The sequence below is a fragment of the Streptomyces sp. NPDC002476 genome, assembly GCF_042889785.1.
GTDB lineage: Bacteria > Actinomycetota > Actinomycetes > Streptomycetales > Streptomycetaceae > Streptomyces.
The window spans coordinates 155,481-182,099 of sequence record NZ_JBIARH010000014.1; the positions used below are offsets into that span (position 1 = coordinate 155,481).

Sequence of the window (26,619 nt, forward strand, 5' to 3'; positions counted from 1 at the left end):
GTGCCTCACAGACGTTCGAAGGAGCGGCGCAGCTCCCAGTCGGTCACGGCGGCGTCGAAGGCTTCGAGCTCGACGCGGGCCATGTTGCGGTAGTGCGCGACGACGTCGTCGCCGAAGGCGGCCGCGGCCACCTCGCTGCGCTCCCAGAGTCCGGCGGCCTCGCGCAGGGTGGTGGGCACGTGGTCGTAGTCGGCGGTGTAGGCGTTGCGCGCGCAGGGTTCGGGGAGTTCGAGGCCCTTGTCGATGCCGTGGATGCCCGCCGCGACCATCGCGGCGACGGCGAGGTACGGGTTGACGTCGCCGCCGGGCAGCCGGTTCTCGAAGCGCATCGAGTGGCCGTGGCCGACGACGCGGAGGGCGCAGGTGCGGTTGTCGTGGCCCCAGGCGACGGCGGTCGGGGCGAAGGAGCCGGGCTGGAAGCGCTTGTAGGAGTTGATGTTCGGTGCGTAGAGGAGGGAGAACTCGCGCAGGGTGGCCAGTTGTCCGGCGAGGAAGTGGCGCATCACCGGGGACATGCCGCCGTCCCCGTCGGCCATGACGCTGTGTCCGGGCTCGTCGGTGGAGCGGAGCGAGAGGTGGATGTGGCAGGAGTTGCCCTCGCGTTCGTTGAATTTCGCCATGAAGGTGAGCGCCACGCCCTCCTGGGCGGCGATCTCCTTCGCCCCGGTCTTGTAGACGGCGTGCTGGTCGCAGGTGATCCGGGCCTCGTCGTAGCGGAACACGATCTCGTGCTGTCCGGGGTTGCACTCGCCCTTGGCCGACTCGACGGTGAGCCCCGCGGCGGCCATCTCGTTGCGGATGCGGCGCAGCAGGGGTTCGACGCGGCCGGTGCCGAGGACCGAGTAGTCGACGTTGTACCGGTTGGCTGGGGTCAGGTCGTGGTAGTTGCGGTCCCACGCCTGTTCGTAGGTGTTCCGGAAGACGATGAACTCGAGTTCGGTACCGACGTGGGCGGTGTAGCCGTGCGCGGCGAGCCGTTCCAGCTGGCGGTCCAGGATGTGGCGGGGCGCTGCGGCGACCGGGGCGCCGCCGGCCCGTGCGAGGTCGGCGACGACCAGGGCCGTGCCCTCGTTCCAGGGGGTCCGGCGCAGGGTGGTGAGGTCGGCGTGGAGGGCGAAGTCGCCGTAGCCGTTCTCCCAGGAGGACATCGCGAATCCGTCGACGGTGTTCATGTCGGTGTCGACGGCGAGCAGGTAGTCGCAGGCCTCGGTGCCGTGCTCCACGACCTCGTCGAGGAAGTGGCGGGCGGCGAACCGCTTGCCCTGGAGCCGCCCCTGCATGTCGGGGAAGGCCAGGACGACCGTGTCGATCTCGCCGTTCGCGACCAGGGCGTGCAGCTCCTCGATGCCGAGCGGTGCCGTCGGGTCTGCCACGGGACACTCCTCCTTCGGTCAGCCGGAACGCATGAGAGGGTCCGGCAGCGGGCGTCGCGGACCCGGGCACGCGTCTCGCGGCGTCGTCGTCGATCGCCGATGCCCCGCATCGGCTCGGTCCTCCGCCTCGCGATGCACGCACCCCGGCCCCGCTCCTGCTCCCGTGCGGGCCACTGCCGGACCCCCTAAGGTATGGGAGAGAACCTTTGATTGTGAAGGGAACCACGGGGCGTGGCCGAGGAAAACGAGTTCACCGACCGTCTGCTGCCCGTGCTCCGGCCGGTCCGGGCGGGCAACGGCTTCGAGGAGGCGCTGGAGCAGATCCTCCAGGTGGTCAGGCTGGGCCTGGTGCCGGGCGGCGGGCGGCTGCCGGCCGAGCGCGAGCTGGCCGAACTGCTGGGGATCAGCCGGGTCACGCTGCGCGAGGTGCTGAAGGTGCTGCACGACCAGGGCCTGGTGGAGAGCAGGCGGGGGCGGTACGGCGGCACGTTCGTGGTGCCCCGGTGCGCCGGGACGGGCGAGGCGGAGCTGCGCCGGAAGGTGGAGTCGGTCGACCTGGAGGACGTGCTGCGCTTCCGTGAGGTGCTGGAGGCCGGGGCGGCCGGGCTCTGCGCCGAACAGGCGCTGACGGACGCGGGCGTGCAGCGGCTGCGGGCTGCTCTGGCGGCGACGCACGAGGCCCCTCTGCCCGAATACCGCAGGCGCGACACCCTCTTCCATCTGACCCTGTCCGAACTCGCCGGCTCGCCCTCGCTGACCGCGCAGTACGCGGCGGTCCGGGCCACGGTGAACGACCTGCTGGACTGCATACCACTGCTGGTGCGGAACCTGGAGCATTCCCAGCACCAGCACACGAGCATCGTCGAGGCGGTCCTGGACGGGGACGCGGAGGCCGCGCGCGCGGTGACGCGCGAGCACTGCGACGGTACGGCCGCGCTGCTGCGCGGCTTCCTGGCCTGAGCCTCCCGGCGCGGGCCGCCGAGGACCCCGCCCGGGCTCTTGAGGTTCCCGGCCCGAGCGGCCGGGACCGGAGCCGCCCGGGCGGTGCTCCCACCCGATCCCAAAGGTATCCTCTGCCACCATTGACATGATGGAACCGAGCCCGCCGCCCGCCCAGCGGCGGCCGACCGGAGGGACCGTCCCGTGTCCGAACCTCTCATCGGCGTCTCCACCTATCTGGAACCCGCGGCCCGCTGGGGCGTCTGGGAGCTGCCCGCCGCGCTCCTCCCCGCCGCCTATCCGCGCATGATCCAGCGATCGGGCGGCCTGGCCGTGCTGCTCCCGCCGGACGCCCCGGCCCGGGCCGCAGCCGCCGTGGCCCGGCTGGACGGTCTCGTCGTCGCGGGCGGCGCGGACGTGGAGCCGTCCCTGTACGGCGCGGAGCGCGACTTCAGGACGGGCCCTCCCGCCGAGGAACGCGACATCTGGGAGACGGCCCTGATCCGGGCCGCGCTGGAGCGCGGCACCCCACTGCTCGGCGTCTGCCGCGGCATGCAGCTGCTCAACGTGACGCTCGGCGGCACACTGACCCAGCACCTCGACGGGCACGGCGGACCGCTGGGGGCGGCCGGGGTCCTCGGTTCGCACCCGGTCGCCCCCGTGGCGGGGACGCTCTACGCGTCGATCGTGCCGGAGGAGAGCGCCGTCCCCACCTACCACCACCAGTGCGTACGACGGCTCGCCCCGGGCCTGGTGGCCTCGGCGCACGCGGCGGACGGAACGGTCGAGGCGGTCGAGCTGCCCGCGGCGCCGTCCTGGGTGCTCGGGGTGCAGTGGCATCCGGAGATGGGCGAGGACCTGCGGGTGGCACGGGCCCTGGTGGCGGCGGCCTCGACATCCCGCCCGGTCCCGGCCCGCGCGACGCTGGAGGGCCTCGCCCCGCCTCGGTGAACGGGCGACCGACCGGCGGGCGGGGCGCACCACCGGCTCCACGGGCGGGTCCCGCCCGCCCTCAGTGCGGCCGGGCGTCCCGCGCCGTAAGGGACAGCAGATCGCGCGCCGGGCCCGTCGGGCGGTGGCCGGAGGGCCACACCGCGCGCAGCTGGCGCCGCAGCCGCATGCCGCCGATCGGGATCTTCACCAGCCGCCGGGCGGACAGTTCCTCGCCCACCGCCAGCTCGCTGAGCACGCACGGTCCGGCCCCGCTCTGGGCCGCGCCCTTCACCGCGGTCGTCGAGGAGAGTTCGAGCAGGGGCACGGCGAGCCCGCCGTGCGCGGCCAGGGCCGCGTCCAGGACCTGGCGGGTCCCCGAGCCCGGCTCCCGCAGTACCAGGGGGGTCTCGGCGAGTTCCCGCGGGGTCACCGGGGTGCGGCGGCGGGCCCATGCGTGGGACGGGGCGACCGCGACGACGAGGCGGTCGTGGGCGATGACCGTGCCGTCGAGCCCCGCCGGCACCGACAGGCCCTCCACGAACCCGAGATCGGCCTCCCCGGCGAGCAGCCGCCCCGCGACCGCCGCCGAGTTCCCGGCGAGCAGCGAGACCGCGGTGTCCGGCCGCTCGGCGCGCAGCGTCATCAGCCAGCCCGGCAGCAGGTATTCGGCGATGGTCATGGAGGCCGCGACCCGCAGCCGGGAGTCCCGGCGGTCGCGCAGCGCCTGGGTACCGGCGTCGAACGCCTCGGCCGCCTCGACGATCCTGCGCGCCCAGTCGGTGACCAGCGCGCCCGCGTCGGTGAGCCGGGAACCACGCGGTGAACGGTCCAGCAGGGCCAGACCGAGCTGCCGCTCCATGGACCGGATCCGGCTGCTGGCCGCGGGCTGGGTGACCCCGACGGCGCGGGCCGCGCGCCCCAGGCTGCCGTGCCGGGCGACGGCGAGCAGCAGCTCCAGCGCGCCGAGGTCGGGAACCCGGTGGGAAAGCGGAACGTGCGGGTCAGCGGTCATAAATTCAGCTTATGACCTCATAGGGACAGAGTCCCTGGTGGGGCTTCGCGCCACTTCCGAGAATCGTGGCATGGCTATCTCTTCACAGCCCCGGCAGTCCGACGCCCCGCAGCCGACCGGGCGGTCCGCCACCGCTCGACCGGATGTTCCCTCCCTCCCCCGGCTGCGGCACATCGGCCCCAACTGGTACGCGAGCGTCATGGGCACCTCGATCGTGGCGAGCGCGGGAGCCACGCTGCCGGTGCACGTTCCCGGACTGCGGGGCGCCTGCACGGTGGTGTGGGCGCTCGCGGTGGTCATGCTGGCCGCGGTGCTCGTGGCCCGTGCCGGGCACTGGGCCGCCCACCGCGACCAGGCCCGCCACCATCTGCTGGACCCCACCGTCGCCCCGTTCTACGGCTGCCTCTCGATGGCGCTGCTGGCCGTCGGGGGCTCGACGATGGTGGTCGGCCGGGACGTCATCGGTCACGGGGCGGCCGTGGCCCTGGACGCGGTGCTGTACACGGCGGGCACGCTGATCGGGCTGGCCGCGGCGGTCGCGATCCCGTACCTGATGGTGGCGCACCACCGGATCGGGGCCGGCACCGCCTCGCCGGTGTGGCTGCTGCCGGTGGTGGCCCCGATGGTCTCCGCGGCGCTCGGCCCGCTGCTGATCCCCGAGCTGCCCGCCGGTCAGTGGCGCCAGGCGGCGCTGCTGGCCTGCTACGCGATGTTCGGGCTGAGCCTGCTGGCCACGCTGGTCATGCTGCCGCTGATCTTCGCCCGGCTGGTCCACCAGGGGCCGCTGCCGCTCGCACTGACGCCCACGCTGTTCCTGGTCCTCGGGCCGCTGGGCCAGTCGACGACGGCGGTCGGCCAGCTCGCCGATGTGGCGGAGGGGACGGTCCCGGCGCCGTACGCCGCGGGTTTCGAGGCGTTCGCCGTGCTCTACGGGGTGCCGGTGATGGGTTTCGCGCTGATGTGGCTGGCCCTGGCCTCCGCCCTGGTGGTGCGCGCGATGCGGGGCGGCATGCCCTTCGCCATGACGTGGTGGGGCTTCACCTTCCCGGTCGGCACGTGTGTCACGGGCGCCGCGGGGCTGGCCCGGCACACCGGCCTCGACGCGTACACCTGGCTGGCCGTCGCGCTGTACGTACTGCTGGTGACGGCATGGGCGGTGGCCGGGGCGCGGACGCTGCGCGGGCTGCTCAGCGGAGCGCTGCTCGCAGCGCCGCAGCCGCCCGCGCCAGCGACGGCCCGTACCACGTGAGGTACCGCCCGTCGACGAGTGCGGCGGGCAGCGCCGGGAACGCCTCCGGCCCGTCGCCCGCCGTGAAGCGGTACGGCTCGTCGGGCAGGACCACCAGATCGGCGCCGGCCGCGTTGAGCCGGTCGAGCGGAATCCGGGGGTAGCGCTCGGCGTGGCCCGCGTACACGTTGTCGACGCCGAGCCTGGACAGCAGGTCGCCGGCGAAGGTGTCGCGGCCCAGCACCGTCCAGGGCCTGCGCCAGACGGGCACGACCGCACGGCGCGGGGCCCGGGGCGGGGGCAGCGCGGCCCAGGCGGCCTCGGCGTCGTCCAGCCAGCGCGGCCGGGGCGCGCCGCAGGCGGCGGCCAGGGCCCGCTCCAGCTGCTCGAACGCCTGGTCGAGGGTGCGGATCTCAGTGACGAGCACCTCGACACCGGCGTCCCGGAGAGCCGCGAGGTCCGGGGCGCGGTTCTCCTCCTCGTTGGCGAGGACGAGGTCGGGCCGCAGCGCGACGATCGCGGCCACGTCGGGGTTCTTGGTGCCGCCGACGCGGGCGGCGGTCAGCCCGGCGGGGTGGGTGCACCAGTCGGTGACGCCGACGAGCCGGCCGGGGGCGGTGACGGCGACGGCCTCGGTGAGCGAGGGCACCAGGGAGACGACGCGCACGACGGACACCCTCTCAGCGGCGCGGGTCGACGGTCGCGTCGATGTGCTCGGAGACCGCGACGACCAGCAACCGCGTGCCGGACGTCGTGGCCCGCCAGCGGTGCCGCACCCCGCCGGACAGGAACAGCGTGTCGCCCTCCTCCAGCCGGTACGCCCGCCCTTCCGCCTCCACCTCCGCGGCGCCCCGCACCACGTACATCACCTCGTCGTTGCGGTGCTGGAACTCGCGCCCGAGGTCGAGTTCACCGGTGAACTCCAGGGCGCTGAGCTGGTGACGTCCGCGCACCACCCTGCGCACCCCGTCGGCCGAGCCGCTCCCTTCGTGCCCGCCGGCCTCCTCGATCCCCTGGCAGTCGCCGTGGCGCCCGGCGACCGCTCCGGTCCCGGTGTCCGCCCGGCTCCCGGCCGCCCGTACGACGTCGACGGCGCGTGCCGAGTCCGCGGCGGCACGCAGCCGGGCCGGCGTGGTCTCCAGGGCTCCGGCGACCCGGTCCAGGGACCGGGTGCTGGGCCGTGCCCGCTCGTTCTCGATCTGGCTGAGGAACGGCACGGACAGACCGCTGCGCGTCGCGACCGCGGCCAGTGTGAGCCCCAGGGACCTGCGCCTTCGGCGGATCGCGGCGCCCACTCGGAGTGTTTCCTTCTCGTCCATGTGCGGCTCCCTCCCGACTGTTCATCCTTCCGGTTGTCGGCGCGTTCCGCACATGGTTGCGCGAGATCGGCCGGTTAGGGCCCCTCCGGGCGGTTCCGCACGGACCCGCGTACGGCTTCCGCACGACCCGCGTACGCCCTCCGGGGCGGGACCGGTGGACGGTTCACGGACCGCTGCTCGCCGGCCCGCGGACAACGGAAAGGGGTGGGCCCGCCCGTGGCGGTGCCCACCCCTCCCCCGGTGTCCGGGAGTCCCTGTCCGGACCTTACTGCGGGGCCATCGTGTCCACGATGTCCGGGTTCTCCTTCATCCAGGCGCCGACGGCCTCCTCCTCGTGACCGGCGCCGCGCTTCTGGATCTCGTTCTCCAGTCCGGCGAGCTGGTCCTCGCTCAGCCTGAAGTCCTTGAACCACTTCGTCAGCTGCGGGTAGGTCTTCGGGAAGTCCTTGCCGGCGATGGTGTGCAGACGGTCGCCGTCACCGAAGGCCTTCTCGGGGTCCTTCAGCTTGGTCATGTCGAACTCGTCGTACGCCCAGTGCGGGGTCCACAGCAGTACCGCGATGGGCTCCTTCTTGGCGTACGCGCGCTTCAGCTCGGCCAGCATGCCGGGTGTCGAGGAGTCGACGACCTGGTACTCCTTGTCGAGACCGTACGTCGGCAGCACGTTCTTCTTGAGGTTCTCCATCGTGGCGGTGCCCGGCTCGATGCCGACGATCCGGCCCTTGAACCGCGACGCCTTGCCCTTGAGGTCGGCGAGGGACTCGACGTCCTTCACGTAGGAAGGCACCGCGACCTCGATGGACGTCGGGCCGTACCAGGAACCGAGGTCGCTCAGCTGCGAACCGTACTTCTCCCAGTAGTTCTTCTGCGTGTACGGCAGCCAGCCGTCGAACTGCACGTCGATCTGGCCGCGGGACATCGCCGCGTACATCGGGCCGACCTCGAACTGCTTGAGATTGACCTGGTAGCCGCGCTCCTCCAGGACCGCCTTCCACAGGTAGGTGGCGGCGATGTCCTCCTCCCAGGGGAACCAGGCGACATCGAGGGGGCGGGAGCGCTCGTCCTTGCCCTTCGCGCCCCCGGCCTTGCCGGCCCCCGCCACGGGGGTCCACTTGTCGGCGGCGCCGGGGTTCGCTTCCAGCCAGGTGCGGACGGCCTCCTGCTCATTGCCGGAGCCGGCCTTCTGGATCTCCGCCTCAAGACTGGTGAGCTGCTCCTCGCTCATCTTGAAGTTCTTGAGCCAGCTGCTGACCTCGGGGTTGTCGGCGGAGAAGCCCTTGCGGGCCAGGGTGTGGACGCCGTCGCCCTTGCCCCACAGGCCCTTGGGGTCCTCGAGCTTGGTGAGCTCGAACTGGTTGTAGGCCCAGTGCGGCGACCAGAGCGGGACGACGATCGGTTCCTTCTTGGCGTACGCGCGCTTCAGCTCGGCCAGCATGGACGGCGTGGAGCCGTCGACGACCTTGTACTCCTTGTCCAGGCCGTAGCCCGGCAGGATCTTCTCCTTGAGCAGGCCCATCTCGCCGGCGCTCGGCTCGATGCCGACGATCCGGCCCTCGAACTGCGCACCCTTGCCCTTGAGGTCCTCCAGGGACCGGACGTCCTTCATGTACGCGGGGACGGCCAGCTCCAGCGAGGTGGGGCCGTACCAGGGACCCAGGTCCTCCAGCCGGTCCTGGTACTTCTCCCAGTACTGGGCGTGGGTGACCGGGAGCCAGGAGTCGGTCTCGAAGTCGATCTGGCCGCCCGCCATGCCGGTGTACAGCGCCCCGGCCTCGTACTGCTCGACATCGACCTGGTAGCCGCGCCGCTCCAGCATCTCCTTCCAGAGGAACGTGGAGGCGATGCCCTCGTCCCAAGGGATGTATCCCATGCTGATCTTCTTGCCGGTGCCCGGCTTCGCGGCGTCGGCGCCCGTGCCCTGGTCCGCGCCGCCGGAACCGAAGAGGCCCATGCCGCCCGCGACGAGCGCGAGGACGACGACCCCGACGACCGCGACGACGGGCTGCGGGCGGTGGTTCCAGATCTTCATTCCGCCGGCCATGGCCTGCGCCTTGGCGACCGCCCGGCGGGCCAGCGGCGAGACCTCGCGGCCGAGCGCGCCGGTCATCCGGTCCAGGTACATGGCCACGATGACGATGGAGATGCCCGCCTCGAAGCCGAGGCCGACGTCGACGTTGCCGATGGCGCGGTAGACGGCGCCGCCGAGGCCGCCGCCGCCGACCATGCCGGCGATGACCACCATGGACAGGCCCAGCATGATGACCTGGTTGATGCCCGCCATGATCGTGGGCAGCGCCAGCGGCAGCTGCACCCGCAGCAGAGTGTCGCGCCGGGTGGTGCCGAACGCCTCGGCCGCCTCCACCAGCTCGCCGTCGACCTGGCGGATGCCCAGTTCGGTCATCCGGACGCCCGGGGGCAGCGAGAAGATGATGGTGGCGATGATCCCGGGGACCACGCCGACGCCGAAGAAGATGACGCCGGGGATCAGATAGACCATGGCGGGCATGGTCTGCATGAAGTCCAGGACGGGCCGGGTCACCGCGCTCACGGCCTTCGAGCGGGAGGCCCAGATGCCCAGCGGCACGGCCAGCACCAACGAGATGATCGTGGCCACGAGCACCAGCGTGACGGTGTCCATCGCCTCGTCCCACAGCTCGACGGAGTCGATGAGGGCGAATCCCACGAAGGCGAGCACACCGGCGAGCAGACCGCGCAGCCACCAGGCGATGACGGCGACGATGCCCGCGAAGAGCAGCGGGGCGGGGGCGGAGAGCACGGCGGCTATGCCGTCGAACATGCCGCTGACGACCGAACTGATCGCGTCGAACAGCCAGGACAGATGGATCTGGAGCCAGTCGACGGCGGAGTCGACCCAGTCACCGAGAGGAAGCCTAAACACTGGCCACCTTCTTCGGGTTCTCGGCGCCCTTCGCGTCGGCGGCCGGGGTCCGGACGTCCTGCGGGACCTCGGTGGGGCTCATCGGTTCACCGAGGACGGCGAGCAGCCGGGCACGCGGCACGACGCCGACGAGCTCGCCCTCCGTGTCGGTGACGGCGACGGCGACCCCGCTGCGCGAGCAGGGGGTGAACAGCTCGATGATCGGCGTGGACTCGGTGACGGTGGCCGGGGCCGCACGCAGCACGTCGTCCGGGGTACGCAGTTCCTCGCCGTCGTCCGTGCTGGTGCCCAGGACGGTGTGCGGCTCGGCCATGATGGCGCCCGCGGTGAGCACCCGGGTGCGGTCGACGTCCTGGGTGAAGGAGGCGACGTAGTCGTTGGCCGGGGTGACGAGGATGTCCTCGGCGGTGCCGAGCTGGACGATCCTGCCGTCGCGCATCACGGCGATGCGGTCGCCGAGGCGCATGGCCTCGTTGAGGTCGTGGGTGATGAAGACGATGGTCTTCTTCAGGCGCTTCTGCAGTTCGAGCAACTGGTCCTGCATGTCGCGGCGGATCAGCGGGTCGAGCGCGCTGAAGGACTCGTCCATCAGCAGCAGGTCGGCGTCGGTGGCCAGGGCGCGGGCCAGGCCGACACGCTGCTGCATGCCGCCGGACAGCTCGTCGGGCCAGGACTTCTCCCAGCCGGCGAGGCCGGTCAGCTCCAGCGCCTCGACGGCGCGCTTCTCGCGCTCGGCGCGCGGCACGCCCTGCACTTCGAGACCGTACGCGGCGTTCTCCAGCACGCTCCGGTGAGGGAAGAGCGCGAAGTGCTGGAACACCATGCTGATCTTGGAGGACCGGACGTGGCGCAGTTCGGCGGGGCTCAGGGCGGTCAGATCCTGGCCGTCGAACAGGACTCGTCCGGCTGTGGGCTCCAGAAGCCCGTTGAGCATGCGCAGCAACGTGGACTTTCCGGACCCGGACAGACCCATCACGACGAAGATCTGTCCCGGTTCCACGGCGAACGAGGCATCGATCACCGCTGCGGTCGTTCCGTCGGCGCGCAGCTCGTCGCGGTCGGCGCCGCCTTCGAGCTTTCGCACTGCTTGATCGGGTCGTCTACCGAACACCTTGTACAGGTGTTCGGCTTGCAGCCTTGACACATACACCTCGCGCGTTGAACCGAAAAACGGTCTGCCACCCCCTCCGGCAGACCGTGGAGCGGCGCGGATTCGGTCCGCACGGCACGTGCACTGGTTGAAATCGCTACGTGTTCCGCTCCGGCTGCGCGCCTGCCCCCACTTACACGAGCCAAACGCAAGAGTGATTCAGGTCACATTCGAACGGGGTATGCACGCGATCGCCCCGGGGTGAACGGCACGCACCGGACCGGGCGCCCCGGCCCGCGACGGCACCCCGGCCCGCGACGGCACCCCGGCCCGCCCCTCACCCCGCCGCGCCCACGCGGCCGACGGGCGGCGTCGGCGGGGTGCGGCATCATCGGGGTGTGACGCGACGACTCATGCTCCTGGACACCGCCTCCCTCTACTTCCGCGCCTACTTCGGGGTCCCCGATTCGGTGCGCGCACCGGACGGGACGCCGGTCAACGCCGTGCGCGGGCTGCTCGACTTCATCGCGCGCCTGGTGCAGGACCACCGCCCGGACGACCTGGTCGCCTGTATGGACGCGGACTGGCGGCCGCACTGGCGGGTGGAGCTGATCCCCTCGTACAAGGCGCACCGGGTGGCGGTCGAGACCGCCGAGGGCCTGCCCGACGAGGAGGAGACCCCCGACACGCTGGCCCCTCAGGTGCCGGTGATCGAGGACGTGCTGGACGCGCTGGGCATCGCCCGGGTCGGCGTCGCGGGCTACGAGGCGGACGACGTGATCGGCACGCTCACCCGCCTGGCCACCGGGCCGGTGGACATCGTCACCGGCGACCGCGACCTGTACCAGCTGGTCGACGACGCCCGCGGCGTGCGGGTGCTGTACCCGCTGAAGGGGGTCGGCTCGCTCCAGCTCACCGACGAGACCTGGATGCGGGAGAAGTACGGGGTGGACGGTTCCGGCTACGCCGACCTGGCCCTGTTGCGCGGCGACCCGAGCGACGGCCTGCCCGGGGTTCCCGGCATCGGCGAGAAGACCGCGGCGAAACTGCTGGACACCTTCGGTGACCTGGCCGGGATCATGGCCGCCGTCGACGACCCGTCCTCCCGGCTGACGCCCTCGCAGCGCAAGCGGCTCGACGAGGCCCGGGACTACGTGGCGGTCGCCCCGAAGGTGGTCCGCGTCGCCGGTGACGTACCGCTGCCCGCGTTCGACCCGGCACTGCCCGCCGAGCCGCGCGATCCCGTCGCCCTGGAGACCCTCGCGAAGCGCTGGGGGCTGGGAGGTGCCCTGCAGCGCCTGCTCTCCACACTGCACGCCTGAGATGCTAGCTTAGGCAAGCCTAAGCAAATCGGATCAGGGGAGAACCTCGTGGCAGAGCGACCGGCACGGCAGGCACCCAAGGCGCAGCGGGCCGAGGTCCTGCGCACCGAGCGGATCACCCCGCACATGGTGCGCGTCGTGTTCGGCGGCGACGGGCTCGCCGACTTCGAACTCGCCGGGTTCACCGACCACTACGTCAAGATCTGCTTCGCGCCCGAGGGCGCGGACTACCCGCACCCGTTCGACATGGCCCGCATCCGCGAGGAGCAGCCCCGGGAGCTGTGGCCCTCGTCGCGCACCTACACCGTGCGTTCCTGGGATCCGGCCGCCCGGGAGCTGGCCGTCGACTTCGTGGTCCACGGCGACGAGGGCCTCGCCGGGCCCTGGGCGCTGCGCGCGGTCCCGGGCCAGCAGGTGACGATGCTCGGGCCCGGTGGGGCCTACGTCCCGGAGGCCGCGGCCGACTGGCACCTCCTGGCGGGCGACGAGAGCGCCCTCCCTGCCATCGCCGCCTCCCTGGAGCGGATGCCGGCGGGCGCGGTGGTGCACGCCTTCGTGGAGGTGGCGGACGCCTCCGAGGAGCAGAAGATCGTGACGCCGGACGGGGTCGAGGTGACCTGGCTGCACCGCGGGGAGGGCCATGTCGGCAAAGCTCTGGTCGCCGCCGTCGCGGAGCTGGAGTTCCCGCAGGGCGACGTCCAGGCGTTCATCCACGGCGAGGCGGGCTTCGTGAAGGAGATCCGCCGCCATCTGCGCCTGGAACGCGGGATCCCGCTCTCCCGGCTGTCGATCTCCGGGTACTGGCGGCTCGGCCAGAACGACGACGCCTGGCGCGCGGTCAAGCGCGAGTGGAACGCCCAGGTGGAGCGCGAACAGGAGAGCGCGGCGGCATGAGACCGCCCGCTCCCGTGTGCCCCCGGCCGGGGGCACACGCGTTTCCGGGGTGAGCGCGGCGGCCCCGCGTCGAACGGACCTGCGCCGGTACGGCCGTGAGGGGGACGCTCCGGGCGGCCGACGGGCGCCCGGCCCGGCCACGTGGAAGGATCTCGCGCACGCCCGGCCCCGGAGCGTCACCCCCCGGACCGTCGCGCCCCGGCCCCGCTGCCGCACCGTTCCGGGCCCGCGCCATCGGCCTCCGGACCCGCGCGCCTCGGCCCCGGTTCCCCGCAGCACGGCCTTCCGGACCCGCGTTCCCCGGCCTCCCGGGCGTGCGAACGACGACGGAAAGGCGTACGCCCCATGCCGGTGTCCGTGGCACTCCTCACCTCCGACCTGCGGCTGCACGACAACCCGGTGCTGCGGGCGGCCGTGCGCGACGCGGACGAAGTCGTCCCGCTGTTCGTGCGTGACGACGGGATCCGGCAGGCCGGTTTCGACGCCCCCAACCGCCGGGCGTTCCTCGCGGACTGCCTCCACGACCTCGACGGGGGCCTGCGCCGCCGCGGCGGCCGACTGGTCGTCCGGAGCGGCGACGCGGTGGCGGCCGCCCGTGCCGTGGTCGTGGCGACCGGAGCGCGCGAGCTGCACGTCGCGGCGGGCGTCAGCGGCTACGCGCTGCGCCGCGAGGAGCGATTGCGGACCGCGCTGGCGCCGGCCGGCTGCGCGCTGCACGTCCATGACGCGGTGGTCACCGCGCTCCCGCCGGGCCGGGTCGTTCCGGCGGGCCGGGACCATTTCGCGGTGTTCACGCCCTACTTCCGCCGCTGGGAGGCGACGGGGGTACGAGGTGTACTGGCCGCTCCCCACGCGGTGCGGGTGCCGGAGGAAGTGCGGGGCGAGCCGTTGCCGCAGCGGAAGGAGGTGACCGGGGTGTCGCCCGGACTCGCCACCGGCGGCGAATCGGTGGCACGCCGACTGCTGTCCGCCTGGGTGAACGGTCCGATGGACGCCTACGGGAGCCGTCATGACGATCTGTCCGCCGACGCGACGTCACATCTCTCCCCCTACCTCCACTTCGGCTGCCTCTCCGCGGCCGAGGCGGTCCAGCGGGCGCGGCGACGCGGCGGCATCGGCGCCGAGGCGTTCGTACGGCAGCTGGCCTGGCGGGACTTCCACCACCAGGTGCTCGCCGCCCGCCCCGGTGCCGCGCACGACGACTACCGCCCGCGCGGCGACCGCTGGCGTGCGGACGAGGACGGGGCCGCCGCCTGGCGGGCCGGGCGCACCGGTTACCCGCTCGTGGACGCGGGGATGCGGCAACTGGCGCACGAGGGCTGGATGCACAACCGGGCGCGCCTGCTGACGGCGAGCTTTCTGGCCAAGACACTGTACGTGGACTGGCGGGTCGGCGCCGCGCACTTCCTGGACCTGCTGGTCGACGGCGATCTGGCGAACAATCAGCTGAACTGGCAGTGGGTGGCCGGCACGGGCACGGACACCCGGCCGAACCGTGTCTTCAATCCGGTGGTCCAGGGAAAGCGGTTCGATCCTCGGGGCGACTACGTGCGCCGCTGGGTCCCGGAGCTGGCCGGGCTGACGGGCGGCGCCGTCCACGAGCCGTGGAAACCGGCCGCCCGGGAGGCGGCTCCGGACTACCCGGAGCCGATCGTGGACCTCGGCGAGGCGCGCACCCGCTTCGAACGGGCCCGCGGCCTGCGTTGAGCGCCGGCCGGCACCGGAGCGGATCGCCGCCCCCGTACTCGCGACCGGGACCGCTGGGGGAAAGTGCGCGCGTGAGGAGGCCGGTCCCCGTACGCTCCGCCCATGACCTCATGGAACCGACGGGAGCGGCCGAGGCGGCCGGTGGCCCCGGACCGGCCGGACCGGGTCGCGGGGGCGGTGGTCGGCTCGGCGGTCGGCGACGCCCTGGGCGCGCCGTTCGAGTTCGGCCCCGCCGGCGCGTACGCGGCGCGTTTCCCCGACGGCGTCGGCACGATGTGCGGGGGCGGCGGCTGGGAGCCGGGCGAGGCCACGGACGACACACAGATGGCCGTGCTGGTCGCCGAGTCCCTGCTGGAGCGGGGCGGCTTCGATCCGGCCGACCTCTTCGACCGGTTCCGCCGCTGGGCGGACGCCGGGCCGAAGGACATCGGCCTGCAGACCGAGGCCGTACTGATGAGCGGCGACCCCTGGGACCTCGCGGCGGCTCTGCACTTCCAGGCCGAGGGGCGTGCCGCGGGCAACGGTTCGCTGATGCGGGCCGCCACGTCGGCGGTGTACTTCGCGCGTGCGGGGCGGACGGCGACGATGGACGCCGCCCGCCGGATCGCCGCGCTCACCCACGGCGACCGGGCCGCCTGGGAGGGCACCGCCGTTCTGCACGAACTCGTCCGGGTGGCGCTGAACGGCGACGATCCGCTCACCGCCGTTCCGGACACGCTCGACCGCGTGCACGGCGATCACCGCGAGCGGTGGGCGACCGTTCTCGCACCCGGCTGGCACCCGGGCGCGGCGACGGAGTTCAACGGGGCGGTGTGGCCGTGCCTGGGCACCGCGCTGTGGGCGCTGCGCACCACGCGTACGTTCGAGGAGGCGCTGTCCGCCGCGGTCGACGTGGGCGGGGACACGAACACGGTCGCTGCCGTGACCGGCGCGCTGGCGGGTGCCGTGTACGGGTACGCCGCGATTCCGGCGCGCTGGACCGGACCGCTGCACGTTCCGCTTCCGGGGTTCGGGAACCGGGTGCTGCGAACGGCCCACCTGGGCGCCCTGGCGCAGCGGCTGGACGGCCGGTCGCCCAGTAAGCGTTCCGCTTCTCCGGATGCCCACACACCCCAGAACTACACATAAGGGGCATATAAGAGCAGAATGGCAGAGCAGGCCGCTATCGCTCGGAAGAGGCGGCCAGGTCTGCAGAAGCGAAGGAGACGAACCCCATGTCGAACCTCTCGCACGCCGGCCGTGACATGGCCGGTCACCCCGATGTTTCCGAAATGCGCGACCGCTACGCCCGCGTGATGGGCGGGCGGGACGTGGCGCTCGTGGACGCACCGGTGTTCCTCGTCGGTCTCTACTGCGCCATCTCGCCCTGGGTGGTCAATTTCCTGGGGACCCAGCCCAGACTGTCGACGCACAACCTGATCATGGGTATCGCGATCGCGGCACTGGGTCTGGGGTTCACCGCCATGCCGGAGCGGATGTACGGCCTGAGCTGGGCCATCTGCGCCATGGGCATCTGGATGATCATCTCGACCTGGGTCGTCGGCAGCGCCCCGAGCCTCGGGGTGATCCTGAACAACGTCATCATCGGCGCGCTGACCCTGCTGCTCGGGCTGGTCTGCGCGGCCGCGTCGATGAAGGCCGGCAAGCACACGACCGGCAGGCGAGCGGCCCGGGTCGACCAGTCCGCCCGAGCCGACCGTCCGGCCTGAGCAAGGGACTCTGCCCGAACCGGCGGTCGGCCGGTCCGCCTCCCGCGGACCGGCCGACCGCGACCGGACCCGTGCCACCGACCGGTCCCGGAGCCCGCCGCGTGATTCGGCCCGCCCCGCAACCGTCGCGCGGGGCAGTCCCGGCGGAACGGCAGGTAGTCCACGTCGTACCCGAAGTAGGCGGCCCCGTCGACCAGCGGAAGTCCCGCCTCGGCGGCGCAGGCAACGGACAGCATCGAGTTGACGCCGCCGACCTCGATCGGCGCGATGTGGTGGCGCGGCGGCCGATGTGCTTCTCCAGGGCGCGCAGAGCGGCCACCCGCCCCGGCCGGGACGCGTTCCAGCAGCACCGTCCGGGCGCCCATCCCGGACCCCGGGTCACCCCAGGGAGCTGTAGGCGACCACCCCGCGCAGCACCGCGTCCACCGCCTTGCGCGCGTTGCGCGCGACCGTACTGCCGTCCCGGGGCGCCGCGGCCTCGATCTGGCCCAGCACGTCGATCACCTGCTTGCACCACCGGACGAAGTCCCCCGCGGGCATCTCCGCCTCGTTCAGCACCTCGTCCAGCGTGCGTCCCGACGCCCACATGTAGACGGCCCAGGCGAAGCCCAGATCGGGCTCGCGCTGCCCGACCCCCTCCGCCTGATTGATCTTGAATTCCTCCTCCAGGGCATCGAGCCGGCCCCAGATCCGGACCATCTCCCCCATCGCGGCCCGCGCGGGCCCCGACGGCAGCTTGGGCGCCACCGCGTCATCGGCCTGCCGCGCCTCGTACACCAACGCCGAGACACAGGCCGCGAGTTCGGCGGGGTTCAAGCCCTCCCACACGCCGTCCCGCAGGCATTCGCTGGCCAGCAGGTCCAGTTCCCCGTAGAGGCGGGCGAGCCGCCGCCCGTGCTCGGTGACCTCGTCGCTCCGCAGGTAGTCGAGCTCGGTGAGCAGCGCGACGATGCGGTCGAAGGTCCGGGCGATCGTGTTCGTCCGGCCCTCGATGCGGCGTTCCAACTGCTTGGTGTCGCGCCGCAGTCGGTGGTAGCGCTCGGCCCACCGGGCGTGGTCCTCGCGCTCGTCGCACCCGTGGCAGGGGTGGGCGCGCAGGGCCGCCCGCAGCCGGGCTATCTCCCGGTCGTCGGCGGCCGGGGACCGTCCCTTGCGGTGCCGCTCCGGCACGATGTGCCCGGCCTTCGTCCGGAGGGCGGAGGCCAGGTCGCGGCGCGACTGCGGCGAGCGCGCATTGAACGACTTCGGCACCCGCATCCGTTCCAGCACCTGCACCGGAACCGGGAAGTCGATGGAGGCGAGCCGCTTCACCTGCCGTTCGACGGTCAGCACCAACGGCCGCGGCCCGTCGTGGTATTCGAGACCGCGGTGCCCGTGGCCGTTGGCCCGGCCGGCCGGCAGACCGGGGTCGAGGACCAGCGCCAGCCCGGCGAACTTGCCGGTGGGCACGTGGATGACGTCGCCGGGCCGCAGCTTCTCCAGGGAGGCCGCCGCCTCGGCCCGTCGCTGGGTGGCGCCCCGCTTGGCCAGTTCGTTCTCCCGCTCCTTGAGGTCGCGGCGCAGCCGCGCGTACTCCTCGAAGTCGCCGAGGTGGCAGGTCATGCCCTCGCGGTAGCCCGCGAGCCCCTCCTCGTTGCGCTGGACCTGCCGGGAGATCCCGACCACGGACCGGTCGGCCTGGAACTGCGCGAAGGAGGTCTCCAGCAGCTCGCGCGAGCGGTGCCGCCCGTACTGGTGCACCAGGTTGACGGCCATGTTGTACGAGGGCCGGAAGCTGGACCGCAGGGGGTAGGTGCGGGTGCCAGCGAGCCCGGCCAGCTGTACCGGGTCCATGCCGCGCTGCCACAGGACCACGGCGTGACCCTCGACGTCGATGCCGCGGCGGCCGGCCCGCCCGGTCAGCTGGGTGTACTCGCCGGGCGTGACATCGGCGTGCTGCTCGCCGTTCCACTTGACGAGCTTCTCCAGCACGACCGAGCGCGCGGGCATGTTGATGCCGAGGGCGAGGGTCTCGGTCGCGAAGACCGCCTTGACGAGACCGCGCACGAACAGCTCCTCGACAACCTCCTTGAACGTGGGCAGCATGCCGGCGTGATGCGCGGCGATGCCCCGCTCCAGCCCTTCGAGCCACTCGTAGTAGCCCAGGACGTGGAGGTCCTCGCCGGGGATGGACGCGGTCCGCTCCTCGACGATCTCGCGGACCAGGCGGCGCCCCGCCTCGTCGTTGAGCCGCAGTCCGGCGTGCAGACACTGCTGCACCGCCGCCTCGCAGCCCGCCCGGCTGAAGATGAACGTGATGGCCGGGAGCAGCCCCTCGGCGTCCAGCCGGTCGATGACCTCGGGCCTGGCCGGGGTCCAGATCCGGCCGCGCTGGCGGCGCTCGCGCTCCCGGTCCGCCTCGCGGACCATCTTGCCCCGGCGGCGGTCGCGGGGGTTGTACGTCCGCTGGTTCTCCATCCGGGCGAGCCGAGTGAGGTCGGGGTTGACCTCGCGGCGTGCGGTACCGCGTCCGCCGTGGTCGCTCTCCTCCTCGAAGAGGTCGTACATCCGGCGGCCCGCGAGCACGTGCTGCCAGAGCGGCACCGGACGGTGCTCGGCGACGATGACCTCGGTGTCGCCGCGGACGGTGTCCAGCCAGTCGCCGAACTCCTCCGCGTTGGACACGGTCGCCGAGAGCGACACGAGCGTCACGGACTCCGGGAGGTGGATGATCACTTCCTCCCAGACGGCGCCCCGGAACCGGTCGGAGAGGTAGTGCACCTCGTCCATGACCACGTAGCCGAGGCCGCGCAGCGCCTGCGAGCCCGCGTACAGCATGTTCCGCAGGACCTCGGTGGTCATGACGACCACGGGGGCGTCGCCGTTGACGCTGTTGTCACCGGTCAGCAGGCCGACCTTGTCCGGTCCGTAGCGTTTGACCAGATCGGCGAACTTCTGGTTGGAGAGGGCCTTGATCGGGGTGGTGTAGAAGCACTTGCGCCCCTGCTGGAGGGCGAGGTGCACGGCGAACTCACCGACGATCGTCTTGCCCGAGCCGGTCGGGGCGGCGACGAGCACGCCCTTTCCGGCCTCCAGTGCCTCGCATGCCTCGATCTGGTAGGGGTCCAGCTCGAATTCGTACAGCTCCCGGAAGGGTGCGAGTGCGGTGGCCAGCTCGGCGGCACGGATCCGAGAAGCCTGGTATCGCTCAGCGGGTGAGAGGTCCTCTGTCATCTTGCCTACGAGCGTACCCGCCGCCTGTGACAGCGGCTCGATCTTTAAAGTACGCCGGGAGAACCGGGCGCGAGCACCGTGACCGCGCCCGGTACGCACGTCGCGGTGAGCGGCAGCGCCCCCAGCGGTTCACCGTCCGCGTACGCGGTGACACCGGCCGCGGACAGTTCGACCGAGGAGGCCCGGTGCACGGTCACCGCGGGGTGGCCGAGATGCGTTCCCCGGTAGACCCGGGGGAAGACCCTCAGGAGCGCGGCGCGGCTGCAGTTCCCGACCACGACCACGTCGAAGAGCCCGTCGTCCATGACGGCGTCGGCGCACATCCGCATGCCGCCGCCGTACGACGTCCCGTTGCCGACGGCGACGAGCGTCGCCTCGATCTCCCGCACCGGCCCGCCGTCCAGCCGCAGCCGGTACGGGACGGGCCGGAACGCGGCGAGTTCGGCGAGGATCGCGAGGTCGTACTTGAACCGCCCGCCCACGAAACGCATTCGGTTGCCGCGGTCGTTGACCCGGGAGTCGAAGCCGGAGGCGAGCACGGACCCGAACCACCGGTCCCCGACCCTGCCGAGGTCGATCTCGCGGACGCCGCCGCCCTTGAGCGCCTCGGCGGCCAGCCGTCCGGCGCCGGCCGGGTCCACGACCGGCACCCCCAGCGCGCGGGCGAAGTCGTTCCCGGTGCCCACGGCGACGACGCCGAGCGGGGTCGTCGTCCCGGCGACGGCCTGGAGGGCGAGGGACATCATGCCGTCCCCGCCGACGGCGATCAGTGCGCCGGTGCCCCCCGCGACGGCCTCGCGGGCCCGTCGCAGGGCGTCGTCGGCATGCTCGCCGAGGACGGTGCGCACGGAGAATCCCGCGTCCCGCAACGCGGAAGCGGCCGGCTGCGCGGCACGCGCGCCCCGGCCGCGTCCCGCGGTGGGATTGACGAAAAGGGTGATCTCGCTGGTCACCCGGGGGACCCTACAGGTCAGGTGATGTCGTCGTAACCGTTCACCCGGTCACGGTCCGAGCTCGTCTGGTGCGGCAGGGCGCCGCGGGACCGGACCGGTTCGACCTCTCCGATGTCCGCAGGGGTGAGGTCCAGCTCCGACGCCTCGTCGTCGCCCGGGCCCGCCGCCTCGCGCTGCGCCTTGCGCCGGTCGTTGACGAGGGAGATCCCCGTGGCCAGGAAGTACAGGACCCAGATCGGTCCGGCGAGCAGCAGCATGCTGACCGGGTCGGTGCTGGGAGTGGCCACCGCCGCGAAGACCGTGATCCCCATGATCATGCCCCGCCACCAGCCGAGCATCCGCTTGCCGGTGAGGACCCCGCCGAAGTTGAGCATCACGAGCAGCAGGGGCAGTTCGAAGGCGAGCCCGAAGACCACGACCATGCGCGTGATCAGATCCAGCAGTTCGTCCAGCGGCAGCTGGTTGTCGAGATCGGCCGGTGAGAAGTCCAGGAGCACCCGCGCCATCGTGGGCAGGGTCTTGTACGCGAAGAAGCCGCCGGCGAGGAACAGCGGGAAGCCCGCGCCCACGAAGGCGAGGGAGTACTTCTTCTCGTGCCTGTGCAGCCCGGGCGCGACGAAGGCCCACAGCTGGTACAACCAGATCGGCGAGGAGACGACGATGCCCGCCATCAGGGAGACCTTGAGGGCCAGGGTGAACGGGGTGAGCAGACCGTTCAGGACGATGCGCGCGCAGGTGCCGTCCTCCCTCTTGGCGAGTTCGGCGAAGCTCGACTCGCAACCGACTGCCTTCAGTACCGGGTTGGTGAAGAACTCGATGATCCCCTTGTAGAAGAAGGCGGCGACGATCGTGACGACGACGATCCCCAGCAGCCCCTTCGCCAACCGGTTACGCAGCTCTCGCAGGTGCTCCACCAGGGGCATGCGGCCCTCTGGGTCCCTCTCCTGCTTGCGGGAAGACTTGAGCAACCCACGTCCTCATCTCGTGCAGCAGGCCGTCACCGAATCCCCGGCGCCTGCGTCGGCCCGTTACTGTCAGCGCTTGGTCGAGTCGGTCGGCTCGGCGACCGGGCGGGAGCTGGTCACGTCACCCGGCGCGGCCTTGATGGTACGCGGGGCGGCCTGGTCCTGGGCCTGGTCGTTGGCCGCCGGCTCGGCCGGAGTGGCCGACGGGCCGCTCTCGGACTTCATCGCCTTGGCCTCGCTCTTCAGGATGCGGGCGGACTTGCCGAGCGAGCGAGCCATGTCAGGAAGCTTCTTCGCGCCGAACAGCAGAACGATGACGACGAGGATCAGGATGATCTCGGGAGCGCCGATTTTTCCGAACATAAGCGTGTACCTTCTCACCGAGGCAGCCGGGGTGGGGCGGATCGAACAACGGGCGTCCGATCGTCGTACTGTCAGCGATCGTATCCCGCGGGAGTGAACACGGGGCAATACCCGTGCGTCCCCGCGGTGACGGCCCACGCCTCGCTCTGCGAGCCGCTCGAGCAGCGTACCCCCCCGACTCCGGGAAACAGGAGGCCGCGCTCTGGACGACCGACCGGCCCTGGTCACAGCCTCACACGAACGCGTGGGGCCGCGGCTGCTGTGCTCCTGTCGCCCGGAGGTGTACGTCTGCGGGGGAGCCCGGCCAGGGCGTGTTTCGAAAGGAGCGTCGTCCGCCCGAAGGGCGGGGCCCGCGGCGTCCGGTGCGGTGCGTCGCAAGGCGGAGGGTCGCCCTCGCGCTGGACGTACGCGGACGATCCCGACAACGTGGCGAGGTGCCGTGCCAGGCGTCGCGGGCCGGACGGGACGTTCGCAACACGCCCTAGCGCAACGCCTCGCCCGTGGCGGCGAGGTCCGTCGCGGCCCGTTCAAGGTCCTCCGCGGCACGGTTGATGCGCTGAGTGGTCAGCGTCACCTGGCGCCCCAGACGCTGGACCTCGATGAAGACCCTGACGGCCAGCACGCCCAGAACGGCGATCCCGAGAAAGCCCAGGGCGATGGCGAGCATGGGCCAGAACATGCGGGGATCCTCGATGTGTCGGGGCCTCGGAGAATTCCGAGGACGGCGGCGGGTGGCCGGTGACGGGTGGTGGACATGGAACGCGGAGGGAACCTGAGCCCCGGGGCGGCCGGCGCCGGGAGGGGCACTAGAGACTGCTGTGGAGGCGCAGCGTCCGTACCCCGCCGTGGGTGAGGAGCTCGACTATCCGCTCCCCCGCGGGCTTACGGACGGCCGAGCCGCATTCCGGGCAGGTGAAGGAGTAGAACGTGGTGCGGCGGCTGGCGCCCACGGCGAGCCGGATCGCCCCGGCCGTCAGCTCGAACCGCTCCCGGCAGTCCGGACAGGCCGCTCTGAAGCGCACGGAGTCCGGGATCACCACGGTCGGCACACCTGACATCGCAGACATATCGCTCACATCTCCCTCGAATGTCCGGTCAGACCGGGGCGTCATAGGCGGCGAGTGCGGCACGGGCCGCCTCCTGGGCACTCCGCGCCAGCTCCGGCGGGGAGACGATGCGCCCCTCTCCGCCGAGCCGCAGCGCGAGCCTGCGCAGCGAGGCCGGGTCGGGGGTGCGCAGGGCGATCCGCAGCCCGCCGTCCGGGAGTTCCCGGGCGGTGTCGTGCGGGTAGTACTCGGCGACCCACCGCCCGCCGGGGCCGACTTCGACCACGACCTCCGGGTCCTCGGCCGAGGGCTGGACCAGTGCTTCGGACAGGTCGCGCAGTTCGAGCTCCGGCGGTGCGGCCGGTTCGTCCAGCAGCCGGATCGCAGCGACCCGGTCGAGGCGGAAGGTGCGCCGGTCCTCGGAGGACCTGCACCACGCCTCCATGTACGTGTGGCCCACGGCGAACAGCCGGATCGGGTCCACCTCGCGCTCGGTGAGCTCGTCGCGCGCGGGCGAGTAGTAGCGCAGCCACAGCCGGCGCCGCTCCGAGATCGCCCGGTCGACCTCGGCGAAGACACCGCCCTCGGACTCGAAGGTGACCGAGAGCCGCGAACTGGCCGCCCCCACCTCACCGGCCGCGGTCTCCAGCTTCGCGGTGGCCCGCAGCAGCGCCTGCCGGTCGCTCTCGCGCAGGCCCGGCAGCGTGGCCACGGCGCGGGCGGCGACCAGGAGCGCCGTCGCCTCGTCGGCCGCGAGCCGCAGCGGCTCGGCGACGTCGTCGGGGTTGTGCCACCAGATCCGCTCGCCGTCGGTGTCGATGTCCAGCAGGTCGCCGCCGCGGAAGCTCGTCCCGCACATGGGCAGCACGTCGAGGTCCGAGATCAGCTCGTCCTCGGTGATCCCGAAGGCGCGGGCGACGTCCTGGACATGGGCGCCGGGGCGCTCGCGCAGATAGGTGACCAGGGAGAGCATCCGGCGGGTCTGGTCGATCGCGTTCGTGGCCATGAACGGCCCCCTTCAGTCCTTGGCCACGGCGCGCAGCCGTTCCACCACGTCGGCCCGCAGGTCCGCGGGTTCCTCCACGACGACGTCCGGGCCGAACTCGACGAGCCAGGCGTCCAGTCCGTGCCCGTACGGAATCTCCAACTCGTCCCACCCGTTGCCGAGTTCCCGGACCGAAACGGCGCGCGAGCGCAGCGGGTATCCGGCGCCGGTGCGCAGCCTGATCAGCGCGGTCCGGGTGGCCGTCTCCCCCGCCCAGCTCTCCACGGTCTCGCGGACGGTCACGACGTCGGGCACCTCGGTGGTGAACGTCCCGGCCGCTCGCGAACGCACCTTGCCGGTGATCCGAGAGAGGCGGAAGACCCGCTCGGCGCGGCGGTCCCGGTCCCAGCCAGCCAGGTACCAGTGGCCGCGCCAGCACTCCAGGGTCCACGGCTCGACGTGGCGCGTCTCGGGCCGGGCGGCGTTGGCCTTGCGGTAGTCGAAGGTCACCGGGCGGCGGTCCCGGCAGGCCAGCATCAGCGGCTCGAACGCGGCCTCGTGCACGGGGATGCGGGGTTCGAGGGCGCTGTGCACCTCGTACGTGTCCTCGGTCTCCGGCATCCCGGCCGCCCGGAGCTTCTGCAGCGCGCCGCTGGCGGCACCGGCCAGCCGTGCCTGCTGCCAGACCTTCGCGGCCAGCCCGAGCGCGGCGGCCTCCTCGGCGTCCAGCGTGATCGGGGGGAGGCGGTTGCTGTCGCGGCGGGCGAGGTACCCGGTGTCGCCGTCCAGGTTCTCCACGGTCTCGATGACCAGACCGAGTTCGCGCAGGTCGTCCTTGTCGCGCTCGAACATCCGGTTGAAGGCATCGTCGGAGCCCGCTTCCAAGTACGCCTCGATGGACCCCCGGAGCTCACGCTTGCTCAGCGGGCGCCTCGTTCCCAGCAGGCACAGGGCCAGGTTCATCAGCCGCTCGGCCTTGGCGATCGCCATCGACGCCCTTTCTTCTCCGCTCTACGATCGTCGACCGTACCGCTCCCCGCTTCCGGGACAAAAGCGAGGGCCCGCGCCTTGCGGCACGGGCCCTCGTCGCGTAGGGGCGCGGATCAGACGGCGACCAGGTCGCAGACGAAGATCAGCGTCTCGCCGGGGGCGATGCGGCCGCCACCGGCGCCGCGGTCGCCGTACGCGAGGTGCGCGGGGATGGTCAGCTGGCGGCGCCCGCCGACCTTCATGCCCTGCACGCCCCGGTCCCAGCCGGAGATGACCTGCCCGGCACCGAGCTGGAACCGCAGCGGGGTGCCGCGGTTCCAGGAGGCGTCGAACTCCTCACCGGTGGAGAAGGCCACGCCCACGTAGTGGACCGAGACGGTGTCGCCCGCCTGGGCCACCGCGCCGTCGCCCTCCCAGATGTCCTTGATCTCCAGGTCGGCCGGCGGCTCGCCGCCCGGGAAGTCGATCTCGGGCTTCTCGATGCTCACTGAGTTGCTCCTCTTGATGATGAACTGCGCAACCGGGACAGTCTTACATCTTCGCCAGCAGGTCCACTGCGAAGACCAGCGTGGACTTCGCGGGAATGGTCTGCTGCGCCTGGTCGCCGAATCCCTGGTCCGGCGGGACGACGAGGAGCACGCGGCTGCCGATCTTCTTGCCGACCAGCCCGTTCTTGAGGCCCTTCAGGGTGACCTGGGCGAGCGGGAAGGTCTGTGTCCGGCCCGTGGCGTACGTGCTGTCGAACGTCTTGCCGTCCTTCCACACCAGGCCCACGTAGTGCACGATGACGCTGTCGGTGTCCTTCACGACCTCGCCCTTGGACTCCAGGACGTAGTTGGAGACCAGCTTCGACGGCGGGGTGCTCTTGGACGGGATGGTGACCTTCGGGGCCTTGCCGTCGGTGTTGGTGCCGACCTTCGGCAGGTCGACGTCGTCCTGGGCGACCACGGTGCCCTTGGCGGATGCCGGGATCTGTGTCGCCTTCAGGATGTCGACGACGAAGACGAGGGTGGAGTTGGGCTTGATGTCGCCCTGGCCCTGTGCGCCGTAACCGAGGTCCGGCGGGATGACCAGCTGGACCCGGCTGCCGACCTTCTTGCCGACCAGGCCCTTGTCCCAGCCCTGGATGACCATCCCGGCGCCGAGCGTCAGATCGAACGGCTTGCGGTCGAAGCTGTTGTCGAAGGGCTTGTCGGAGTCCCAGGACTGGCCGAGGTAGTTGACCTGGACCGCCTCGCCGTTCTTGACCTCGGGACCGTCGCCCTGGCTGAGGACCTTCGTCTTCAGCTCCTTGGGCGGGTTACCGGACCCCTTGGACAGAGTGGGTTTCTCCCCGAACTTCGCCCCCGCGGTGATCGCGGGGAACTCGGAAGCGGAGCCATTGTCGTTGCCACAGGCCCCTGTCAGCAGCAACAGGGGGGCGACGAGAAGGCCGGCAAGTCGGCGCACGTGTTCCTCAGATCTCAGACGGCACGGTCGGTTGGGTCCCCGCCACTCTAACGACCTGGGGAACAACAGGGAGTGGATCGGCGAGCGGCGTCATGCGGCTTCGACTCCAGGGCGGAGGAGGGAGGCGGATGGGGTCTCCCCTGCTCGAAAGCAGCTGAGAGCTCGGGGAAGGGGCGTCGGTGACCGACGACGACGCGGGAGGCGGAGTCGCAGGGCGTCGGGAGCCCGCT

Annotated in this window: 24 protein-coding genes and 1 pseudogene; 8 read left to right on the plus strand and 17 right to left on the minus strand. The window is 72.0% G+C overall.

Features of this window, described 5'->3' with window-relative positions; genetic code table 11:
- Positions 1 to 5 precede the first annotated feature (5 nt).
- Positions 6 to 1,373: a glutamine synthetase family protein gene (locus tag ACFYXM_RS18570; RefSeq protein ID WP_389290495.1), complete on the minus strand. Its 1,368-nt coding sequence runs from the start codon at positions 1,371 to 1,373 to the stop codon at positions 6 to 8.
- A 231-nt stretch (positions 1,374 to 1,604) separates the two neighbouring features.
- On the opposite strand from ACFYXM_RS18570, the gene ACFYXM_RS18575 reads away from it, so the two are divergent.
- Positions 1,605 to 2,333 carry a FadR/GntR family transcriptional regulator gene (locus ACFYXM_RS18575; RefSeq protein WP_389290496.1) on the plus strand — a complete coding sequence of 243 codons (729 nt, stop codon included), beginning with the start codon at positions 1,605 to 1,607 and terminating at the stop codon, positions 2,331 to 2,333.
- A 183-nt stretch (positions 2,334 to 2,516) separates the two neighbouring features.
- Positions 2,517 to 3,263: a gamma-glutamyl-gamma-aminobutyrate hydrolase family protein gene (locus ACFYXM_RS18580; RefSeq protein WP_389290498.1), complete on the plus strand. Its 747-nt coding sequence runs from the start codon at positions 2,517 to 2,519 to the stop codon at positions 3,261 to 3,263.
- A gap of 61 nt (positions 3,264 to 3,324) precedes the next feature.
- Here the strand turns inward: ACFYXM_RS18580 and ACFYXM_RS18585 are convergent, their stop codons facing one another.
- Positions 3,325 to 4,257 (minus strand): LysR family transcriptional regulator, encoded by a 933-nt coding sequence (locus tag ACFYXM_RS18585; protein ID WP_389290500.1) that lies wholly within the window; start codon positions 4,255 to 4,257, stop codon positions 3,325 to 3,327.
- A gap of 70 nt (positions 4,258 to 4,327) precedes the next feature.
- Between ACFYXM_RS18585 and ACFYXM_RS18590 the strand changes: the two genes are divergently transcribed.
- Positions 4,328 to 5,506 carry a TDT family transporter gene (locus ACFYXM_RS18590; protein ID WP_389290502.1) on the plus strand — a complete coding sequence of 393 codons (1,179 nt, stop codon included), beginning with the start codon at positions 4,328 to 4,330 and terminating at the stop codon, positions 5,504 to 5,506.
- On the opposite strand, the gene ACFYXM_RS18595 is transcribed toward ACFYXM_RS18590, so the two are convergent.
- The 4 genes from ACFYXM_RS18595 to ACFYXM_RS18610 form a co-directional block, all read right to left on the minus strand.
- Positions 5,445 to 6,152 (minus strand): helical backbone metal receptor, encoded by a 708-nt coding sequence (locus ACFYXM_RS18595; protein ID WP_389290504.1) that lies wholly within the window; start codon positions 6,150 to 6,152, stop codon positions 5,445 to 5,447. The two genes, ACFYXM_RS18590 and ACFYXM_RS18595, sit on opposite strands and share 62 nt — an antisense overlap.
- A 13-nt stretch (positions 6,153 to 6,165) precedes the next feature.
- On the minus strand, positions 6,166 to 6,804 hold the full coding sequence (locus tag ACFYXM_RS18600; RefSeq protein WP_389290506.1) for a helix-turn-helix domain-containing protein: 639 nt from the start codon (positions 6,802 to 6,804) through the stop codon (positions 6,166 to 6,168).
- 265 nt (positions 6,805 to 7,069) lie between these two features.
- The gene (locus ACFYXM_RS18605) at positions 7,070 to 9,703 is read right to left on the minus strand and encodes an ABC transporter permease/substrate binding protein (RefSeq protein ID WP_389290508.1); all 2,634 of its coding nucleotides are present in this window, start codon (positions 9,701 to 9,703) and stop codon (positions 7,070 to 7,072) included.
- Complete coding sequence (locus ACFYXM_RS18610) at positions 9,696 to 10,787, minus strand: glycine betaine/L-proline ABC transporter ATP-binding protein (RefSeq protein WP_389290510.1); 1,092 nt, start codon at positions 10,785 to 10,787, stop codon at positions 9,696 to 9,698. Before ACFYXM_RS18610 ends, ACFYXM_RS18605 begins: the two co-directional genes overlap by 8 nt.
- 419 nt (positions 10,788 to 11,206) lie before the next feature.
- On the opposite strand from ACFYXM_RS18610, the gene ACFYXM_RS18615 reads away from it, so the two are divergent.
- The 5 genes from ACFYXM_RS18615 (at position 11,207) to ACFYXM_RS18635 (ending at position 16,425) form a co-directional block, all read left to right on the plus strand.
- Positions 11,207 to 12,115, plus strand: coding sequence for a 5'-3' exonuclease H3TH domain-containing protein (locus ACFYXM_RS18615; RefSeq protein ID WP_389290553.1), 909 nt, complete (start codon positions 11,207 to 11,209; stop codon positions 12,113 to 12,115).
- A 48-nt stretch (positions 12,116 to 12,163) separates the two neighbouring features.
- Positions 12,164 to 13,009, plus strand: coding sequence for a siderophore-interacting protein (locus ACFYXM_RS18620; RefSeq protein WP_389290512.1), 846 nt, complete (start codon positions 12,164 to 12,166; stop codon positions 13,007 to 13,009).
- A gap of 345 nt (positions 13,010 to 13,354) precedes the next feature.
- The gene (locus ACFYXM_RS18625) at positions 13,355 to 14,716 is read left to right on the plus strand and encodes a cryptochrome/photolyase family protein (protein WP_389290514.1); all 1,362 of its coding nucleotides are present in this window, start codon (positions 13,355 to 13,357) and stop codon (positions 14,714 to 14,716) included.
- 102 nt (positions 14,717 to 14,818) lie between these two features.
- Positions 14,819 to 15,844: an ADP-ribosylglycohydrolase family protein gene (locus ACFYXM_RS18630; RefSeq protein WP_389290516.1), complete on the plus strand. Its 1,026-nt coding sequence runs from the start codon at positions 14,819 to 14,821 to the stop codon at positions 15,842 to 15,844.
- 86 nt (positions 15,845 to 15,930) lie between these two features.
- Positions 15,931 to 16,425, plus strand: coding sequence for an SPW repeat protein (locus ACFYXM_RS18635; RefSeq protein ID WP_389290518.1), 495 nt, complete (start codon positions 15,931 to 15,933; stop codon positions 16,423 to 16,425).
- Positions 16,426 to 16,622: 197 nt separating this feature from the next.
- Here the strand turns inward: ACFYXM_RS18635 and ACFYXM_RS18640 are convergent.
- The 11 genes and pseudogenes from ACFYXM_RS18640 to ACFYXM_RS18690 all read right to left on the minus strand — a co-directional run.
- Positions 16,623 to 16,790, minus strand: a pseudogene (locus ACFYXM_RS18640) (DUF917 domain-containing protein); the annotation flags it as partial.
- 13 nt (positions 16,791 to 16,803) lie between these two features.
- Positions 16,804 to 19,638, minus strand: a complete 2,835-nt coding sequence (locus ACFYXM_RS18645; protein WP_389290520.1) for a DEAD/DEAH box helicase — start codon at positions 19,636 to 19,638, stop codon at positions 16,804 to 16,806.
- 44 nt (positions 19,639 to 19,682) lie between these two features.
- Complete coding sequence (locus tag ACFYXM_RS18650; protein WP_389290522.1) at positions 19,683 to 20,591, minus strand: diacylglycerol kinase; 909 nt, start codon at positions 20,589 to 20,591, stop codon at positions 19,683 to 19,685.
- 17 nt (positions 20,592 to 20,608) lie between these two features.
- Positions 20,609 to 21,559: a twin-arginine translocase subunit TatC gene (tatC, locus tag ACFYXM_RS18655; protein ID WP_389290524.1), complete on the minus strand. Its 951-nt coding sequence runs from the start codon at positions 21,557 to 21,559 to the stop codon at positions 20,609 to 20,611.
- A 66-nt stretch (positions 21,560 to 21,625) separates the two neighbouring features.
- Positions 21,626 to 21,919, minus strand: coding sequence for a Sec-independent protein translocase subunit TatA (gene tatA / locus ACFYXM_RS18660; protein WP_351524933.1), 294 nt, complete (start codon positions 21,917 to 21,919; stop codon positions 21,626 to 21,628).
- Between the two features lie 481 nt (positions 21,920 to 22,400).
- Complete coding sequence (locus ACFYXM_RS18665; RefSeq protein WP_351525165.1) at positions 22,401 to 22,598, minus strand: hypothetical protein; 198 nt, start codon at positions 22,596 to 22,598, stop codon at positions 22,401 to 22,403.
- A 127-nt stretch (positions 22,599 to 22,725) separates the two neighbouring features.
- Positions 22,726 to 22,986, minus strand: a complete 261-nt coding sequence (locus ACFYXM_RS18670; protein ID WP_389290526.1) for a hypothetical protein — start codon at positions 22,984 to 22,986, stop codon at positions 22,726 to 22,728.
- A gap of 28 nt (positions 22,987 to 23,014) precedes the next feature.
- Positions 23,015 to 23,971 carry a helix-turn-helix transcriptional regulator gene (locus tag ACFYXM_RS18675; RefSeq protein WP_389290528.1) on the minus strand — a complete coding sequence of 319 codons (957 nt, stop codon included), beginning with the start codon at positions 23,969 to 23,971 and terminating at the stop codon, positions 23,015 to 23,017.
- Between the two features lie 12 nt (positions 23,972 to 23,983).
- Positions 23,984 to 24,940, minus strand: coding sequence for a helix-turn-helix transcriptional regulator (locus tag ACFYXM_RS18680; protein ID WP_389290530.1), 957 nt, complete (start codon positions 24,938 to 24,940; stop codon positions 23,984 to 23,986).
- Between the two features lie 113 nt (positions 24,941 to 25,053).
- On the minus strand, positions 25,054 to 25,428 hold the full coding sequence (locus ACFYXM_RS18685; protein WP_389290532.1) for an FKBP-type peptidyl-prolyl cis-trans isomerase: 375 nt from the start codon (positions 25,426 to 25,428) through the stop codon (positions 25,054 to 25,056).
- A gap of 43 nt (positions 25,429 to 25,471) precedes the next feature.
- On the minus strand, positions 25,472 to 26,389 hold the full coding sequence (locus tag ACFYXM_RS18690; protein WP_389290534.1) for an FKBP-type peptidyl-prolyl cis-trans isomerase: 918 nt from the start codon (positions 26,387 to 26,389) through the stop codon (positions 25,472 to 25,474).
- Positions 26,390 to 26,619: the final 230 nt, after the last annotated feature.